General features: G+C 55.1%; 19 protein-coding genes. 6 read left to right on the top strand and 13 right to left on the bottom strand.

The window, feature by feature from the left end:
* Nucleotides 1-17 precede the first annotated feature (17 nt).
* The 4 genes from MICA_RS05590 to MICA_RS05575 all read left to right on the top strand — a co-directional run bounded on the left by MICA_RS05590 (nucleotide 18) and on the right by MICA_RS05575 (nucleotide 4,584).
* On the top strand, nucleotides 18-1,235 hold the full coding sequence (locus tag MICA_RS05590; protein ID WP_014102736.1) for a murein hydrolase activator EnvC family protein: 1,218 nt from the start codon (nucleotides 18-20) through the stop codon (nucleotides 1,233-1,235).
* Between the two features lie 37 nt (nucleotides 1,236-1,272).
* A complete protein-coding gene (locus tag MICA_RS05585; RefSeq protein ID WP_014102735.1) occupies nucleotides 1,273-2,781 on the top strand; it encodes a S41 family peptidase in 1,509 nt (502 codons plus the stop codon).
* Between the two features lie 14 nt (nucleotides 2,782-2,795).
* Nucleotides 2,796-3,965 (top strand): divergent polysaccharide deacetylase family protein, encoded by a 1,170-nt coding sequence (locus MICA_RS05580; protein WP_014102734.1) that lies wholly within the window; start codon nucleotides 2,796-2,798, stop codon nucleotides 3,963-3,965.
* 130 nt (nucleotides 3,966-4,095) lie between these two features.
* Nucleotides 4,096-4,584 (top strand): RNA pyrophosphohydrolase, encoded by a 489-nt coding sequence (locus MICA_RS05575; protein WP_041794382.1) that lies wholly within the window; start codon nucleotides 4,096-4,098, stop codon nucleotides 4,582-4,584.
* A 145-nt stretch (nucleotides 4,585-4,729) separates the two neighbouring features.
* On the opposite strand, the gene tolB is transcribed toward MICA_RS05575, so the two are convergent.
* From tolB to MICA_RS05540, 9 genes are read right to left on the bottom strand one after another with little or no spacing between them, the layout of a single operon-like run.
* Entirely contained in the window at nucleotides 4,730-6,061 is a 1,332-nt protein-coding gene (tolB, locus tag MICA_RS05570; protein ID WP_014102732.1) for a Tol-Pal system beta propeller repeat protein TolB, read from the bottom strand.
* A gap of 16 nt (nucleotides 6,062-6,077) precedes the next feature.
* Nucleotides 6,078-7,055 carry a hypothetical protein gene (locus MICA_RS05565; RefSeq protein ID WP_014102731.1) on the bottom strand — a complete coding sequence of 326 codons (978 nt, stop codon included), beginning with the start codon at nucleotides 7,053-7,055 and terminating at the stop codon, nucleotides 6,078-6,080.
* 59 nt (nucleotides 7,056-7,114) lie between these two features.
* Nucleotides 7,115-7,558, bottom strand: a complete 444-nt coding sequence (tolR, locus tag MICA_RS05560) for a protein TolR (RefSeq protein ID WP_014102730.1) — start codon at nucleotides 7,556-7,558, stop codon at nucleotides 7,115-7,117.
* 2 nt (nucleotides 7,559-7,560) lie between these two features.
* Nucleotides 7,561-8,370: a protein TolQ gene (gene tolQ, locus MICA_RS05555; RefSeq protein WP_015467492.1), complete on the bottom strand. Its 810-nt coding sequence runs from the start codon at nucleotides 8,368-8,370 to the stop codon at nucleotides 7,561-7,563.
* A gap of 6 nt (nucleotides 8,371-8,376) precedes the next feature.
* On the bottom strand, nucleotides 8,377-8,781 hold the full coding sequence (gene ybgC, locus MICA_RS05550) for a tol-pal system-associated acyl-CoA thioesterase (protein ID WP_014102728.1): 405 nt from the start codon (nucleotides 8,779-8,781) through the stop codon (nucleotides 8,377-8,379).
* A 3-nt stretch (nucleotides 8,782-8,784) separates the two neighbouring features.
* Nucleotides 8,785-9,825, bottom strand: coding sequence for a Holliday junction branch migration DNA helicase RuvB (gene ruvB / locus MICA_RS05545; protein ID WP_014102727.1), 1,041 nt, complete (start codon nucleotides 9,823-9,825; stop codon nucleotides 8,785-8,787).
* Complete coding sequence (gene ruvA / locus MICA_RS11860; RefSeq protein ID WP_014102726.1) at nucleotides 9,822-10,460, bottom strand: Holliday junction branch migration protein RuvA; 639 nt, start codon at nucleotides 10,458-10,460, stop codon at nucleotides 9,822-9,824. The genes ruvB and ruvA overlap by 4 nt, the downstream gene beginning before the upstream one ends.
* Nucleotides 10,457-10,966: a crossover junction endodeoxyribonuclease RuvC gene (ruvC, locus tag MICA_RS11855; RefSeq protein WP_014102725.1), complete on the bottom strand. Its 510-nt coding sequence runs from the start codon at nucleotides 10,964-10,966 to the stop codon at nucleotides 10,457-10,459. Before ruvC ends, ruvA begins: the two co-directional genes overlap by 4 nt.
* A 16-nt stretch (nucleotides 10,967-10,982) precedes the next feature.
* A complete protein-coding gene (locus MICA_RS05540; protein ID WP_014102724.1) occupies nucleotides 10,983-11,735 on the bottom strand; it encodes a YebC/PmpR family DNA-binding transcriptional regulator in 753 nt (250 codons plus the stop codon).
* A 279-nt stretch (nucleotides 11,736-12,014) separates the two neighbouring features.
* Between MICA_RS05540 and MICA_RS05535 the strand changes: the two genes are divergently transcribed.
* Together MICA_RS05535 and MICA_RS05530 are read left to right on the top strand one after the other, a co-directional pair.
* Entirely contained in the window at nucleotides 12,015-12,653 is a 639-nt protein-coding gene (locus MICA_RS05535) for a response regulator (RefSeq protein WP_014102722.1), read from the top strand.
* A 21-nt stretch (nucleotides 12,654-12,674) separates the two neighbouring features.
* A complete protein-coding gene (locus MICA_RS05530) occupies nucleotides 12,675-13,241 on the top strand; it encodes a hypothetical protein (protein ID WP_014102721.1) in 567 nt (188 codons plus the stop codon).
* Nucleotides 13,242-13,245: 4 nt separating this feature from the next.
* On the opposite strand, the gene MICA_RS05525 is transcribed toward MICA_RS05530, so the two are convergent.
* The 4 genes from MICA_RS05525 to MICA_RS05510 form a co-directional block, all read right to left on the bottom strand.
* Nucleotides 13,246-14,064 (bottom strand): TIGR00282 family metallophosphoesterase, encoded by an 819-nt coding sequence (locus tag MICA_RS05525; protein WP_014102720.1) that lies wholly within the window; start codon nucleotides 14,062-14,064, stop codon nucleotides 13,246-13,248.
* Between the two features lie 138 nt (nucleotides 14,065-14,202).
* Complete coding sequence (locus MICA_RS05520; protein WP_236619975.1) at nucleotides 14,203-14,781, bottom strand: 5-formyltetrahydrofolate cyclo-ligase; 579 nt, start codon at nucleotides 14,779-14,781, stop codon at nucleotides 14,203-14,205.
* A 333-nt stretch (nucleotides 14,782-15,114) separates the two neighbouring features.
* Complete coding sequence (gene zapA, locus MICA_RS05515; RefSeq protein ID WP_014102718.1) at nucleotides 15,115-15,468, bottom strand: cell division protein ZapA; 354 nt, start codon at nucleotides 15,466-15,468, stop codon at nucleotides 15,115-15,117.
* A gap of 4 nt (nucleotides 15,469-15,472) precedes the next feature.
* A complete protein-coding gene (locus MICA_RS05510) occupies nucleotides 15,473-15,727 on the bottom strand; it encodes a hypothetical protein (RefSeq protein WP_236619974.1) in 255 nt (84 codons plus the stop codon).
* Nucleotides 15,728-15,868 lie beyond the last annotated feature (141 nt).

Here is a 15,868-nt window from a genome sequence, read left to right as displayed (position 1 = left end):
CCGGAAAAAGTACCCTGATGATCCGCTCTATGACGCACATCACCGGGACCGTTATGGTCCTTTTATTTTTGTCTGCTGCGGCCCCCCTGCCCGCACGCGGTGAAACCGCACCCATGCCGGGACGCAAAGCCGAAGCGCTCGACCAACTCAACGCCCGTTTAAAGCAGGAAGAAGCCCGCGCGGATGCGATGAAAGAAAAAGCGCAATCCGCCGAAGAGGATTTGCAATCCACCCGCAATGAGATGAGTAAGCTGACCGCCGAAGTTCAGGCCGCCGAAAGCGCCATGACCGCAATCGAAACGCGGATCAAAAAATTGCAGACAGAAAAAGATGCGCTGACATTCCGGCTGGAAAAAGATTATGGGTCGATTTCGGAATTGATCCTGGCCCTGCAACGTATTCGCCGCGTGCCCACCGAAACCTTGATCATGCGCCCCGGCGCGCCGCTGGAAACCGCACAGAGCGCGATGTTATTGCAAGGCATCCTGCCCGCCATCAACACACGCGTTGAAACGGTCACCGCCGATCTGAACCGCCTCGAAGATTTGCGCACGTCATTGGAAAAAGACCGCAAAGCCGCACAGGATGCCTCCGCCGATTTGAAGGGCAAACAGACCAAATTGAAAACCCTGCTTGGTAAACGCGAAACCCTGTATCGCCAGAGCCAGAGCGATTACAAAGATCAGGCCGAAGCCGTCACACGCATGGCCGCCGAAGCCAAAAGCCTGCAGGATTTGATGAGCAAGATCCAGCAGGCCGAGAAGCTTGCCGCCGCACAACGAACGGCACAAGCCAAAGCCAGCGCGGCAAAGCCTTTCCGTAAAAACACCCCAAAGGATGATGGTGCTTTACCAAAGGCCGGCGACGGGCGTATGCCCGCCAGCGGCACCATTCTGGTCCATTTCGGACAAAACGATAATATCGGTGCCAAAAGCGAAGGTTTGAAATTGAAAACCCGCCCCGGTGCCGTTGTTTCAGCCCCCATGGGCGGGATTGTCCGCTTCACCGGACAATTCAAAAATTACGGTAATATGGTCATCATCGAACACCAGAAGGGTTACCACAGTCTGGTTGCAGGAATGTCCAGAATTGATACAGTGGTTGGACGCCGTTTAAATGCCGGAGAGCCTGTGGGCGCCATGGGCACATCTGGCGATGCCGGCACGCTCTATTACGAATTACGCCATGATGGCAAACCTGTTGATCCGTCCCGAAAAATTCCGGGCCTCAGCTAAGACTCAAGTAAAACACATTGAAAAGGACCTTGCTTCAATGATCTCCCGTCTGTCTGCCTTGTCTGTTGCGGCTTTTGCGCTGTTCGCTTTGTCTGGTCCCGCATATGCGCAGGACACGGCCCCGTCCACCGACGCCCCTGCACAAACGGCACCCGCAGCAACAGAGGAAAAACCCGCAAGCGGCGATGACCGCACAGCCGGCACGGGCGCACCGAAGCAGACCGCCGTCCCGGACAGCAGTGACACATACAAACAACTGAACCTGTTCGGTGATGTGTTTGAACGCGTGCGCGCGCAATATGTTGAACCGAAAACGGACGAAGAACTGATTGAATTTGCCATTAACGGCATGTTGACTAACCTCGACCCGCATTCCGATTATCTGGATGAAAAAGATTTCGGCGACATGCAGGTTCAAACCCGCGGCGAATTTGGTGGGCTGGGCATTGAAGTCACCACCGATAACGGCGTTGTTAAGGTTGTCTCCCCGATTGATGATACGCCCGCCTTCCGTGCTGGCGTTCTGGCTGGGGATTACATCACCCATCTGGACGGCGAAAACATTGTGGGCCTCAGCCTGAATGAATCTGTCGACAAAATGCGCGGCAAGGTTGGTGCGCCGATCGAATTGACCATCCGCCGCGAAGGCGCAGCTGAACCGATTAAACTGACCATTGTGCGTGACGTGATCAAAATTCAATCCGTTCGCTGGAAAGTTTACGATGAGTCTCTGGGCTATATCCGTATCACCACTTTCAACCAGAACACCGAGACCGGTGTGCGCACCGCTGTTGAAGAAATCAAAGCCAAAACGGGTGACAAGTTGAAGGGCTACGTCCTCGACCTGCGCAACAACCCGGGTGGTTTGCTGGATCAGGCGATTTCGGTGTCTGACCTGTTCCTGGACAAGGGCGAAATCGTATCCACCCGTGGTCGCGATGAATCCAACACCAAACGCGACAACGCCACGCCGGGTGACATTGCCAATGGCAAGCCGATTGTCATCCTGATCAACGGTGGGTCCGCATCCGCATCGGAAATTGTATCCGGCGCGTTGCAGGATCACCGCCGTGCGCTGGTCGTTGGAACCAAATCCTTCGGTAAGGGTTCGGTGCAAACCGTTATCCCGCTGCCGGGTCATGGCGCCATGCGCTTGACGACGGCACGGTATTACACGCCGTCTGGCCGTTCCATTCAGGCCACCGGGATTGAACCCGACATTGCGATTGAACAGGCCAAACTGGAAACTGTAAAAGGCTCTTCCTTTGGCGAGGCTGACCTGCGCGGTGCGCTGGATAACGGGTTGAAAAAGGATGAGGCGGAATCGTCTTTGTCCGCTGACCTGAAAGCCGAAGCCGACGCCCAGAAGAAAAAGGACGACCCGAATGCCAAGGATGCCACCAGCGAAGGGCTGGAGGATTACCAGCTGGCCCGCGCGCTGGATCTGGTGAAGGGCATCATGCTGTATGAACAACGGTTGGAAGGGGCAACCCCCGCCGCTAACCCGGTCACCGAAACACCAAAACCGGATGCGAAGAAAGAGTAAGGCGTAACACAACCATGGCGTTTTCAACCACAGCCACTGGACCCACCGGGAAATCGGGTTTTCCCCGCGCCTTCGTGCGGGGAATGGCTGTGGTCATTCTTATCTACGCATTGGTTGCTGGATGGGCATGGTGGAAGGATCGTGCCGAACTGGCCAAGCTGAACGCCACCCTGCCGCAACAAACGACGGTGATTGTACGCGCGGAAAAACCCGCAACGCTTCCGGATGCAACAACACCCGCGACCGAAGCGCCAGACGATCACGCAGCAGCAGCGGAAACCCCCGTTGTAACGCCGGAACCACAGCCCGCAGAAGCCACTGCGGCAGCTATAGAACCACCCGTTGCCGGAACCGCCGTTGAATACATGGAAAACGGCATGGCCAAGGCCCCGATCACAGGGTTGTTTCAAGTCACACCCGATGGCCAATTGCCGATCGTCCGTGAAGGCGACCGTTTACGCCCCTTCGATGCCTATCGCCGTCCATTTCGCCCTGTCGGCGCATCGGGTGCGCCGATTATTTCCATTCTGGTGAATGATGTTGGCATCTCGGAAACGCTGGGCACCTCTGTTCTCAAAGACCTTCCACCCGAAATTTCCGTCGCCATCACCCCCTACGCCACCGCGCCGGACCAATGGATGAAGCGCGCACGTGAAGCGGGGCATGAAGTCTGGCTGAAACTGCCCGTTGAAAGTGCAGATTACCCTTTAAGCGACCCGGGCCCGCAAACCTTGCTGATCAATGCGATTGAGAAGCAGAATTTCAACAAGCTCTATTGGGCATTGTCGCGCGGCACCGGCTATGTCGGCGTAGTCACGGGACGTGAACCGGCCTTTATCAAATCGCTGAACGATATGCGCCCGATGATCAACGATATTTACCATCGCGGTTTGGGTTTCGTTGATGGCGATATTCAACCGACCGATGTGCCGCGTACCATGGCTGTGGGTATGGATGCCCCCTATGCCTCCACCAACCTCTGGATCGACCATACATTGACGCCGGAGGCGATTGCCGCGGCCCTGACATCACTGGAACGTACCGCCGCCAATAACGGGACGGCGATTGGTTTTGTAAACGCCAATCCTCTGACCTTGAAGGCACTGGCCGAGTGGGCCCCGACCCTGCAGAAAAAAGGATTGGTACTGGCCCCCCTTTCCGCAGCGACGCGGATGGCAAAATAAATTCCGCAACACCCCCTCAAACGTCATTCCCGCGAAAGCGGGAATCCATACAGAGGAATGGATAACCACCATGGATTCCCGCCTTCGCGGGAATGACATTAAAGAAAAAATAAAAAGAAAGCGTACAAGCATGGCCCAAGATTTCTCAAACCTCCCATTCCGCCCCTGTGTTGGCATCGCCCTGTTTAACGACGAAGGCAAAGTCTTTGTCGGCGAACGCATCGACACACCCGGCGCATGGCAAATGCCCCAAGGCGGCATTGATGCGGGCGAGGACATCAAGGTCGCATTTTACCGCGAAATGGTCGAAGAAATCGGCACGGACAAGGCCGACATTCTCCGCATCATGGAACGCCCATTGCGTTACACCCTGCCCCCGCATTTATTGGGCAAGTTGTGGAACGGCCAATATGGCGGCCAAGAACAGATATGGGTGGCCGCCCGGTTCACCGGCACGGAATCCGACATCGTCATCCACACCGGGCACAACGGGGCCGACCCGGAATTCAAGGCGTGGAAATGGGTGTCCTTCGATGAAATCCTCGACCTGATTGTTCCGTTCAAACGGGACACGTACCGCGAAGTGATTGCGGCGTTTGCGGATATTGCGAACACCTAACCCTATGCCATGTCATCCCCGTGAAAACGGGGATCCATACAGAAGAGCGGATCATCACTATCGATTCCCGACTCCGAGCGAATGATAATTGAAAATAAAAAAGGCCGGAGACAATCCGGCCTTTTTATTTATCTGATCAAATCCCTTACGGGTTCAACGGCGACCATGCCGGATCGGATGCATCGCTCGGCGTTTTCAACACACGTTCGTTGTAACCGGTAATGTCGATGGTATAGAGACGGGCCGTTTTACCACCACCGCTCATCGGGCTTTCCTTGAAGAAGGTCAGAACGCGGCCATTCGGGGACCAGCTCGGTCCTTCAACGTGGTAGGCGGTGGTGATGATACGTTCACCTTGACCATCCGGACGCATCACGCCGATATAAAACTGACCTTTGTACAGCTTTGTGAACGCGATCAAGTCACCACGCGGGGACCAAACCGGGCTGGCATAACGGCCTTCACCGAAGGAAATACGCTTTGCCTCACCACCGTTCGCGCTCATCACATATAATTGCTGTGTACCGCCACGGTCGGATTCAAACGCAACCTGCTGGCCATCCGGCGAGAAGCTGGGAGCTGTGTCAATCGCGGCATTGTTAGTCAGACGTTGCGTACGGCGGGATTTCAGATCCATCGTATAGATCTCGGTGTTCCCGTTTTCAGCCAACGACATAATGACCTTGGACCCATCCGGCGAGAAGCGCGGAGAGAACGTCATGCCCGGGAAATCACCCAGAACTTCCTGACGGCCCGTGTCAATGTTGTAGATATAGACGCGCGGCTTTTTGTTGTAATAAGCCAGATACGCCACGGTCTGCGTGTTCGGGGAGAACCGCGGAGTCAGAACCATATAGCTGCCATCGGTCAGATAATGGTTGTTGTAACCATCCTGATCCATGATCGCCAGACGCTTCACACGTTTGTTGGCCGGGCCGGATTCCGCCACGTAAACGATACGGGTATCAAAATACGCATCTTCACCCGTCAGACGTTTGTAAATTTCATCCGAAATAATGTGGGCAATACGGCGCCAGTTTTGCGGCGTGGTGGTATAGGCCATACCCGCCATTTGCGTTTGCCCCACAACATCCCACAGACGGAATTCAACGCGAGTCTTGCCATCAGCCGACGTGCTGACCGAGCCCGTCACCAGAACCTCGGCATTAATGGCCCGCCATTCCGGGAAACGCACCCCGTCCGTCGCAATGGATTGCGGCGTCTGGATGAATGACTGCTGACTCACCGGCTCGAACAGGCCAGAAGAACCGAGGTTGCTACGGATAATATCCGGCATCTCGGTTGCGATTTGCTGATGTTGTGGCAATTGCGGATTGAAATTGGTGATCGCGATTGGAATTTTGCGAATCTTACCATCTTTAACCGTCAACCTAGTCTGTGCATGGGCAGCGGTCGACAGAACCGTACACACCAGAACCAAGGCCAAAGCAAAAACTGCATAAAACTTACGGGTCATTTTTATCCGTTTTCCCTTACATCAACATTTCACTGGGGTCGAAGGTGATACTCAAATCTTTCCACTGATTGTACTTGCCATCCGGCAGGCGCAACGGGTTGCATTCCGGGCTGTGAACGGCACGCAATGCGCTGTCCGCCGCGGCGCGGTAGAACGAGTCGGTATTATAACGAAGCTGGTCGACAATACGAGCCTCCCGCAAGGTCTTGTCCGGATTCATGAACATCCGCACTTCGACAATCAAATTCTCGGCATACCGCGCCCCGGCCATCAGCTTCCAGCACTGGCCCAGTTGTTGCACCACGGCATCCATCTCGCTCATGGTCAGGCGCTCGGAAATTGGCGCATCTGGTGTCGGGCTGGTATTCGCCGCCGCTTTGTCCCCTGTATTATCGGTGGATTCCGGCTTTTTCTCTGCCAGGTCAATCAGCAAGGATTTGAACGCGTCATCCTGCTCAACCGGTTTGGCGTCGGCTTTGGTTTCGACCGGCTTCGGCTTTGGCTTGACCTGTTCCTTTTTCGGTTCAGCCTTTGGCTTGGGCTGTTCCTTCGGCTTTTCTTCTTTCTTCTTCACCGGCTCGGCCAAATCTTCCACGGGCGTCGGGGCCTTGGGCTCTTTCGGGCGATCGGGCGCATCATCGTTGGCTGCGGGCGGCGGCGGGGTCGGTTTTGTGCGATCCGGTTGCGGCTTTAACTGCTCTTTTGCGGGCTCTTTCTTCTCGACAGGCTTGGAATCCTCAACGGGTTTTGTCCGCGTGGTGATGTCGGCCACCTCAACCATTTCAATGGCAATGGGCGGCGACAAATCGGTGTAGTCCTTTTTAAAAAACGGCAGCCCCATCGTGCCGATAACCACAACGACCAGATGAACGACCAAAGACCCGATCAGCGCGGATTTCATTCCGGCGGGCATTTGGTTTTCATCCGGCACATGCATCGCATATTTGGGCGGCGGCCCGGATGTCAGCATATCGTTTGGCGCGGTTGCGTTCATCGGTGTTACAACTACCCGCCAGAAACGGCGGTTTTAAGGCAAGATTGTGAAACGGTTTCTTATTTAGACGGGTTGGAAATCAACGCGACCTTGCGGAAACCCGCTTTGTTCACGGACCCAATCACGTCCATCACGTCACCATAGGGCAACCCCTGGTCCCCGCGGATGAAAATGCGGCGGTCCGGGTCATTGTTGGTCATGGATGACAGCAACGGGATCAAACGGTCACGTTCAACTTCGGTTTCGCCGATGAAAATTTTGCCGTCTTTCATAACGGAAATTTCCAGCGGTTTATTATCTTCGTCCGCGATCTGTTTCGCCTCGGATTTTGGCAAATCCACCGGAACCCCGGAGGTCAACAACGGGGCCGTAACCATGAATACGATCAACAAAACCAACATAACGTCGACGAACGGTGTCACGTTGATATCCGACATTTTGCGGTAGGACCGCCCACGACGCCCGGAACGGCTGCCGCCACCTGATGATAATGATGCGCCCATGGTTAAGCCACCTTCACTTCCGTGTCAGAGTCAGACTTTTTTCCGTGAGAGCCGACCCCACCGCGGCTGTTCTCGTAACTATCCAAATGGCGGGACAGAATGGCCGAAAATTCGGACATAAACGCATCCAGACGGTCCGCATAACGATTAAGATCGTTCGTAAACTTGTTATAGGCAATAACCGCAGGGATAGCCGCAACAAGGCCCAAAGCCGTTGCAAACAACGCCTCGGCAATACCCGGGGCCACAACGGCCAGCGACGTATTCTGGCTGGAGGCGATGGCGGTAAAGCTGTGCATGATCCCCCAGACAGTCCCGAACAGACCGACGAATGGTGCCGTGGACCCCACGTTGGCCAGGAACGTCATCCCGCGTTCCAGACGGTTCATTTCACGGTTAATGGCCACCGACATGGCGCGCTCAACACGTTGGCGCAGGCTGGCCGCCACGCTTTCCTTGCCCGGCATACCCATGGCGACACCGTTTTGCCATTCCTCCATACCGGCGGCGAAGGTGCGGATAACGGGGTCTTGTTTACCCTTTTTCACGCGTTGATAGAGTTTATCCAGCGGCTCACCCGACCAGAACGCATCCTCAAACCGATCGGCGCGGCGGTTCAGGTTCTTCACCGTATGGCGTTTTTCAAGGATGATGGCCCAGCTCCAGACCGACGCGAAGATCAACGCCAGCATCACCGCCTTCACAACCAGGTCGGCCTGCATGAACATGCCCCACATGGTGAAGTCATGGACCGTGGTTCCGGCCAGTGCGGTTGCATCAACAGCGCGTTCGACAGCTTGTGTCATCGTCATTCATCCTTAAACAGAAAAATTGGATAGTTTATCCCGAAGGTTATCGGGCAGGCGGACCGGCTTGCCATCCATATTGATGGTCACCAGCGTTACGTCCATGGAGAATATCATCTGATTCTGGCAAAAAATCGACTGAAACATCTCAAAACTGGCGTTATTCACCTTTTTTAGGGCGGTTTTTATAGTCAAAAGGTCATCCAGACGCGCCGGTTTCATATATTCCGCCGTGATTCGGCGCACGACGAACAAAACCCCGGCTTCGCGGGCCAGCGTGCTGTTTTCAAACCCAATGGCGCGGAGCAGTTCCGTCCGCCCCCGCTCGGCGAATTTCATGTAATTCCCGTAAAACACCACGCCCCCGGCGTCGGTGTCTTCGTAATACACACGGGCGGTGATTTCATGTGCGGCCATGATTTAGGCCTCGTCCAACAAATCAACCTGCAACGGCTTCTTCGGTGTCAGGCCGAGATAGGCATACCCCTTCTCCGCCAGCATCCGGCCACGCGGTGTGCGTTGGACAAACCCTTGCTGCATCAAATACGGTTCGATCACATCTTCGATCACGTCACGTTGGTCGGACAACGCCGCCGCCAGCGTATCAACCCCCACCGGACCACCGCCGTAATTATCGGCGATGCAGGTTAAGTAACGGCGGTCCATACCGTCCAACCCCTGTGCATCAACATCAAGGCGTTGAAGCGCGGCATCTGCCGCTTTCGCATCAATACGCCCTGCCCCTGATACATGCGCGAAATCGCGCACACGGCGGGTCAGACGGCCGGCAATGCGCGGCGTACCGCGTGAACGGCGCGCAATTTCCATCGCGCCATCATCGGCCAAATTCATATTCAAAATACCCGCGGTCCGCGCAACGATGCGGCACAGATCCTTCGCCTCATAAAACTCCAGGCGCAATGGAATGCCGAAACGATCCCGCAACGGGTTTGAAATCATCCCGCTGCGCGTTGTTGCACCGATCAAGGTAAAGGGTGGCAAATCAATCTGCACCGAACGGGCCGCAGGACCTTCACCGATCACCAGATCAAGTTTGCGATCTTCCATCGCCGGGTACAAAACTTCTTCGACATGGGTGTTCAAACGATGAATTTCATCAATGAACAACACATCATGCGGCTCCAGATTGGTTAGGATCGCGGCCAGATCACCCGCGCGCGCAATCACCGGGCCGGATGTCGCGCGAAACCCCACGCCCAGTTCTCGCGCAACGATTTGCGCCAGCGTGGTTTTACCCAAACCCGGCGGGCCGAAGAACAGAACATGGTCCAGCGCATCGCCTCGGCCCTTCGCCGCTTCGATAAAGACGCGCAGATTATCTTTTAACTTGTCCTGGCCAACAAAATCTTCCAACCGTGCGGGACGGATGGCGGCATCCTCAACATCGGTATCCGTTTTGATGGTTTCCAGTTCCGGATTGCGTTCGGTTGCCTGTTTCATGATTGTGACAACTCCTTCAACGCCAGACGGATGAGATCTTGCAGGCTGCTATTATCATTTGCGGTTCCCGCCGCGCGTAATTGCGCAATGGCCGCAAAGGCCTCAGCCCGGCCATAGCCGAGATTGACCAATGCCGACACGGCATCGCCATCAACACCGGATTGATCGGCGGCGGGTTTATCCGTCTTCATCGAAGGAGCCTTGACCGCGCCGCGCATGGGGGTCAGATCAACCTTGCCTGCTTTATCTTTCAATTCCGTTGCAATGCGTGTGGCCAGTTTCGGGCCAACGCCATCAGCCTGACGCAACGCGCTAACGTCTTGTGCGGCGATGGTGTAGCCCAGCTTGTCCGGCGGACATACGCTCAGGATCGCCAACGCCACTTTCGCGCCCACGCCCTGCACACTGGTCAACAGACGGAACCATGCCTGTTCCGCCGCATCATAAAAACCGAACAGATGGATATGGTCTTCGCGCACATGCGTGTCGATCAGCACGCTGACCGGATCACCCGGCTGACCCACGCGGGACAACGTGCGGCCACTGGCGAACACCTGATACCCCACGCCGCCACAATCGATAATCAAACAATCGAGCGCAACAGAATCCAGAATACCGCTGAGTTTTGCGATCATCGTACGCCTCCGTTCATGATGCCGCCCATTTTTTGGCGGCTGGAATAATGGTGGGCATGGCAAATGGCAATCGCCAATGCATCCGCCGCATCCGTGCCCATTTTCCCGGCAGAGGGCAACAAGGTGCGGATCATCATACCGATTTGGTCCTTGGTCGCATGGCCTGTACCAACAACAGATTTTTTCACCAGATTGGCCGGATATTCCCCAACCGATAACCCCATCCGCGCCGGAACCACCATGGCGGCCCCACGGGCCACGCCCAGTTTCAACGCCGATGCCGGGTTGCGATTGACGAATGTTTCCTCAATCGCGGCCGTATCCGGTTCCCATGTTTTGATCGCGTCAACCAAACCCGCATCAATTTCCGCCAACCGTTCGGCGGTGGACAATGTCGGGTTGGTCGCAATGGTACCGCACGCGATATATTGCAGGCGATTGCCCTCGGCTTCGATCACGCCCCACCCGGTGCGTTGCAAACCCGGATCAATGCCCAAAATGCGCATGCGGTACTCCTTCGAGTTAAGATGCGAGCAGACGCTCCATGATTTCGTCGGATACTTCGAAGTTTGTGGTGACGTTTTGCACGTCATCATTATCTTCCAGAACGTCGAGAAGTTTCAGCAGTGTCTTTGCCTGTTCTTCGCTCACTTCCGCCATTACGTTGGGTTTCCAAACCAGCGCGGATTTCTCCGGCGCGCCCAGTTTTTCTTCCAACGCATCACGAACGGCCGCAAAATCATCCGGCTGGCATGTGATTTCGTGGCCGTCTTCCGTGCTTTCGCAATTGTCGGCTCCGCATTCAACGGCGGCTTCGAACATTGCGTCGGCGCTGGCCGTTTTGGCCGGGTACAAAATCTGGCCGACATGGTCGAACATGAAACTGACCGAATTGGTTTCGCCTAAATTGCCGCCGTATTTGGAGAACGTGGCGCGCACATCCCCCGCCGTGCGGTTACGGTTGTTGGTCAGCGCTTCAACCACAATGGCTACGCCACCCGGGCCGTAGCCTTCGTACCGAATTTCTTCGTAGTTATCGTCGGCACCCACGCCCATCGCGCTGTCAATCGCGCGTTTAATACGGTCGTTGGGCATATTTTCTTCACGTGCCCACAACATGGCGGCACGCAAACGCGGGTTTGCACCGGGATCTGAACCACCACCCTTCACGGCAACGATGATTTCGCGTCCGATTTTTGTGAAGACCTTGGCCCGCTTGGCGTCCTGACGACCCTTGCGGTGCATGATGTTTTTAAACTGGGAATGACCTGCCATGTGCGTATCTTGATATTGGGGGTTTCAGACCGTGAACAAAAAGAGAATCCGGATCACCGGAAACGGCCAAAAATGCCGGATTCCCGCGCCTTTCGCAAGGCCCTTTCAGAATAGCACGTTTGCCAACCCACACAAATGTGGTACGATTTTCTGTGTGCTGCGTTCCTGTTTTCCGTAATCGTTAAATCTCTGGCAAGCTAACCCCTTTAAGATAAAGGGAGAAGTGGGCCGGGTATCTTTTTACATTCACGCAAAAATCATACGACAAGCGGTCAGATCATGACGTATCAGCTTAACCGCATCACCATTCTGGTTGTTGAAGACAACCAGCCGATGCTGGAAATTACCAAGGCCCTGCTGACCACCTTTGGCGTCGGCACGGTGATCAGCGCGCCAAACGGCGAATCCGGCTTTGAACAATTCTGCAAATATAACCCGGACATGGTCATTGCCGACTGGATGATGAAGCCGGTGGACGGCATCGCCTTCACCCGCAAAATCCGCAACGATCCGAAAAGCCCGAACCCGTATGTGCCCGTGATTTTGATGACGGGGTTCAGCGAACGCCGCCGCGTACTCCAGGCCCGCGATGCCGGCGTTACCGAATTTTTGGTCAAACCCTTTAACGCCCGCGATCTGTACAAACGTCTGGCCCAGGTGATTGAACGCCCGCGGCAATTCGTCCGTTCCGGCAATTTCTTTGGTCCTGATCGCCGCCGCAACCGCGCCGTCCCCGGTGGCGTTCATTCCGGCCCGTTCCGCCGCGATACCGACAGCCCGAGCGCCGTTCTGATGCAATCCATGCGTCAGCAACAGGTCAACGATGCACATGAAAACCTGCGCCGCATTCGCGAACGCACCGGCATGGGCAAAGGCGACCGTTTTGATTTACGTCCCGAAGATATTGATTTTATTTAAGCGTTAGAGCGGAAGGCCACCATGGACGACAACGCCAACACCCCGCATTTTTCCCAACCACAACGCCGTAAGGCGGAATTTATCCGCCCGCCCAACCTGCTGAAAGAAAAAGTCGGCACAGGCGGAATTGGCGATGACATTCTGGACAAGGCGCAAAACCTGCTGGAAAACAACGCGGTTGATTTTGCGCCGCTGGCGGAAATTTATCTGGCGTCCCTGATGAAGGGCATCGACCGCGTTAAAGCCCGCAAACCCAGCGACGACCCGGAAGAATTAATTGCAGGCGTGATCTACCCCGTGATGCAACTGAAAGCCAATGGCGGTATGTTTCATTATGCCTTGATCACCAGCATTTCCGACCGTCTGGTGCAGTTTCTGGAGGTCATCGAAAACCCCGATCCCGACGCCATGGAAATCGTGACCGCCTTCCACGCCACCATCCGCGCCATTATTCTGGGCGGCATCACAGGCCATGGCGGAAAACAAGGCGTCGAATTGATCGATGCCCTCAACGACGCTTGCGCCCGTTATTTCGACAAACACCCGGAACGGTATGGGGTGGATTTGGATTACATTAATCGGATGTAATCGCTTAAAACGTCGGAATTTCTTCCTTCAACCGCGGCCCGATGCGCACGGCACCGGCATTTTTGGCCCAGCCGTTGCGGTCATCTGTTTCAACGAATAATCCGCACACTGTGGCTTCGCCATCTGTCGGGGCGAATTTTTCCGTGTACATTTTGCGCACGAAACGGCCAATCGGAATATCTTTGCGCACGCCGATGACACTATCGTAATCGCCGGTCATACCGGCGTCGGATTGGTATGCGGTGCCGCCGTTGAAAATCTGTACATCCGCCGTCGGAACGTGCGTGTGCGTGCCAACAACAACCGACACACGCCCGTCCAGATGATGCCCCATGGCCATTTTTTCGCTCGTTGCCTCGCCGTGAAAATCAAGGAAGATGGCGTTCACGCCACCCGGCCCCATGCGGTAAGAATTGATCAATTCATTCATGGCCACAAACGGGCAATCCAAAGGGTCCATGAAAATACGGGCCATGGCGTTCACAACCAAAATGGAACGGCCATCGGACAATGTGTGTTTATACGCCCCTTTGCCCGGTGTCCCCTTGGGGAAGTTCAACGGGCGCAGCAATTTCGGATCGCGTTCAATGTACGAAATAATTTCGCGTTGGTCCCACACATGGTTGCCCGTGGTGATAACATCAACACCGTTGCCGTAAAATTCCTTGCAGATGGATTCGGTAATACCAATGCCATGCGCGGCGTTTTCACCGTTCACAATCACAACATCGGGTTTCAGTTTTTCCCGCAAGGTCGGCAAGTGTTTGGCCAGTGCATCACGTCCCGTGCGCCCGTACACATCACCGATAAACAAAATACGCATTGTGTTCTCTTTCCCTTGTTTGCTCCCTCCCCTAAAGGGGGAGGTTGGGTGGGGGATAAAACGGTGCCACTGAATGGCCCATACGATCCCCTCCCCCTAACCCCCTCCCTCAGGCAGGGGGAATTGTTGAAGAAACATTCAAATTGTAAAACGCTGCACACCGCGCGGCGTAATCATAACATCCAATTTCTGATCGTGGTCTTCGGCAGGCAGATTGAATAAAACCGCTTGCTCCGCATATCCATATCCAACGGCCGTTACATCCTTTATCGCGCGATAATGGCGCAGCGTTTCATCATAATATCCGCCGCCATATCCCAAGCGGTTCCCGCGCCGATCAAACGCCAGCAACGGCACAACGAAAATATCCGGTTCTACAAAAGCTGTATTTTCATCCACGGATGGCTGTTTTAACCCATACGGACCATCGACCAAGGCATCACCATCATTCCAGGCAACGAAGCGCAACAACCATTCATCCTTTACCACCACGGGCAAAGCGCAGGTGACACCCGCCGTCAAAAGTCGTTCCATCAATGGCAATGTATCGAATTCGCGCCCCTTGGGCCAGTACAGGGCCACAATCTGGTCCGCGCGCGGCGCCATTGTTTCCATGAACAAATCGGCCGCCGCATCGCCATCCCCGTCGACCAGATCAATCCGGTCGCGGTGGCGCTTCGCTTCGCGGCGCATAATGTCCTTAGGATTATCGGTCATGGATCAGGCGTCAGAACATGAAAAGAAGGAGCAAAAGGTGCCAGGCGAACCGTACACATGCATCTTATCCGCTACTGGCCCAACTCACCAGGTTGGGCACCACATAACCAGACCACGGTCCGGACAGAGGCAGCACCCGCGCGAAAAGACTATCGGCCCGAGGGATTAAGGTGTGTTCGAGAGCCCCAGCGGTCCTTTTGCCTGAGTATGATTATAGGTTAAATCCCGTAAAAACCATAATTTTCTTCATAAACCGATCCATCAAATAGCAAAAATCCCGGATGCACGCGGACACGCCTTCCGGGATCTTGTATTTTGGATTGATTAGATTGATTAAATCTTCTGCAAACGCGCCGCAACGGATTCAATGCGGGCGGCCAAATGGTTAATCGCATCAACGACTTGGCGTTCTTCTTCGGAATCCATCTGGGCGGCGTGGGCCATTTCCTGCTGATGCTGGGCGGCCATTTGGGCCTGCAACGCACCGCGCAGATCATACACTTCATCGGCCAGAACCAGGGCTGTCAAAACCAGCAAATGCGGCTCGTTCGTGGCCGCACCGGCGGAGGCAATTTCGCGCATACGGGCATCAATATACTTGCCCAGCTCGCGCACGCGGCTTTCCTGCCCGTCATCACAGGCAATGCCATACGTCTTGCCATGAATGGCTAGGCTCACCTCGGCCATGTTCTTAACCCTCTTTCAGCAATTCTTCGACGCGGCTGATGGCCACGTCCAGTTTGCGTGCCAAAACGGCAGAATCCAGCGTTACAACCGTGCCACCCGTACGCGGCTGGCTGGGGTGCGGAACGCTGAACAAATCCGGCTGGCCGGACTTTTTGGATGCAACGCTTTTGGTTTCTTTTTCGCGGCGAGCCATATTTTGCTCCAGCCGGTCAATGACCTCATCAAGGCCACTCAAAGCATTAAGGATCGCTGTGGACACGTGAAAGCCCCTCTAAATCGTCTCAAAAAACGGTAATACAACACCCGAAAACCGGGCCATTATCAGCCTTCCAGCCGCTGGGTCAAGACCAGGCGGACGTTGTCCACAATTGCATCCACAGGCCTGTACGCCACCCACCAC

This window comes from Micavibrio aeruginosavorus ARL-13 (assembly GCF_000226315.1).
In the GTDB taxonomy this organism is placed as follows: Bacteria; Pseudomonadota; Alphaproteobacteria; order Micavibrionales; family Micavibrionaceae; genus Micavibrio; species Micavibrio aeruginosavorus_B.
The sequence above is the reverse complement of the archived record's forward strand: the minus strand, read 5'-3'. Positions and strand labels throughout refer to the sequence as shown.

Bases quoted from the DNA above. Each gene is read 5' to 3' on its own strand.
- MICA_RS05590 (WP_014102736.1), top strand. From the start codon at position 18: ATGATCCGCTCTATGACGCACATCACCGGGACCGTTATGGTCCTTTTA.
- MICA_RS05585 (WP_014102735.1), top strand. From the start codon at position 1,273: ATGATCTCCCGTCTGTCTGCCTTGTCTGTTGCGGCTTTTGCGCTGTTC.
- MICA_RS05580 (WP_014102734.1), top strand. From the start codon at position 2,796: ATGGCGTTTTCAACCACAGCCACTGGACCCACCGGGAAATCGGGTTTT.
- MICA_RS05575 (WP_041794382.1), top strand. From the start codon at position 4,096: ATGGCCCAAGATTTCTCAAACCTCCCATTCCGCCCCTGTGTTGGCATC.
- tolB (WP_014102732.1), bottom strand. From the start codon at position 6,061: ATGACCCGTAAGTTTTATGCAGTTTTTGCTTTGGCCTTGGTTCTGGTG.
- MICA_RS05565 (WP_014102731.1), bottom strand. From the start codon at position 7,055: ATGAACGCAACCGCGCCAAACGATATGCTGACATCCGGGCCGCCGCCC.
- tolR (WP_014102730.1), bottom strand. From the start codon at position 7,558: ATGGGCGCATCATTATCATCAGGTGGCGGCAGCCGTTCCGGGCGTCGT.
- tolQ (WP_015467492.1), bottom strand. From the start codon at position 8,370: ATGACGATGACACAAGCTGTCGAACGCGCTGTTGATGCAACCGCACTG.
- ybgC (WP_014102728.1), bottom strand. From the start codon at position 8,781: ATGGCCGCACATGAAATCACCGCCCGTGTGTATTACGAAGACACCGAC.
- ruvB (WP_014102727.1), bottom strand. From the start codon at position 9,825: ATGAAACAGGCAACCGAACGCAATCCGGAACTGGAAACCATCAAAACG.
- ruvA (WP_014102726.1), bottom strand. From the start codon at position 10,460: ATGATCGCAAAACTCAGCGGTATTCTGGATTCTGTTGCGCTCGATTGT.
- ruvC (WP_014102725.1), bottom strand. From the start codon at position 10,966: ATGCGCATTTTGGGCATTGATCCGGGTTTGCAACGCACCGGGTGGGGC.
- MICA_RS05540 (WP_014102724.1), bottom strand. From the start codon at position 11,735: ATGGCAGGTCATTCCCAGTTTAAAAACATCATGCACCGCAAGGGTCGT.
- MICA_RS05535 (WP_014102722.1), top strand. From the start codon at position 12,015: ATGACGTATCAGCTTAACCGCATCACCATTCTGGTTGTTGAAGACAAC.
- MICA_RS05530 (WP_014102721.1), top strand. From the start codon at position 12,675: ATGGACGACAACGCCAACACCCCGCATTTTTCCCAACCACAACGCCGT.
- MICA_RS05525 (WP_014102720.1), bottom strand. From the start codon at position 14,064: ATGCGTATTTTGTTTATCGGTGATGTGTACGGGCGCACGGGACGTGAT.
- MICA_RS05520 (WP_236619975.1), bottom strand. From the start codon at position 14,781: ATGACCGATAATCCTAAGGACATTATGCGCCGCGAAGCGAAGCGCCAC.
- zapA (WP_014102718.1), bottom strand. From the start codon at position 15,468: ATGGCCGAGGTGAGCCTAGCCATTCATGGCAAGACGTATGGCATTGCC.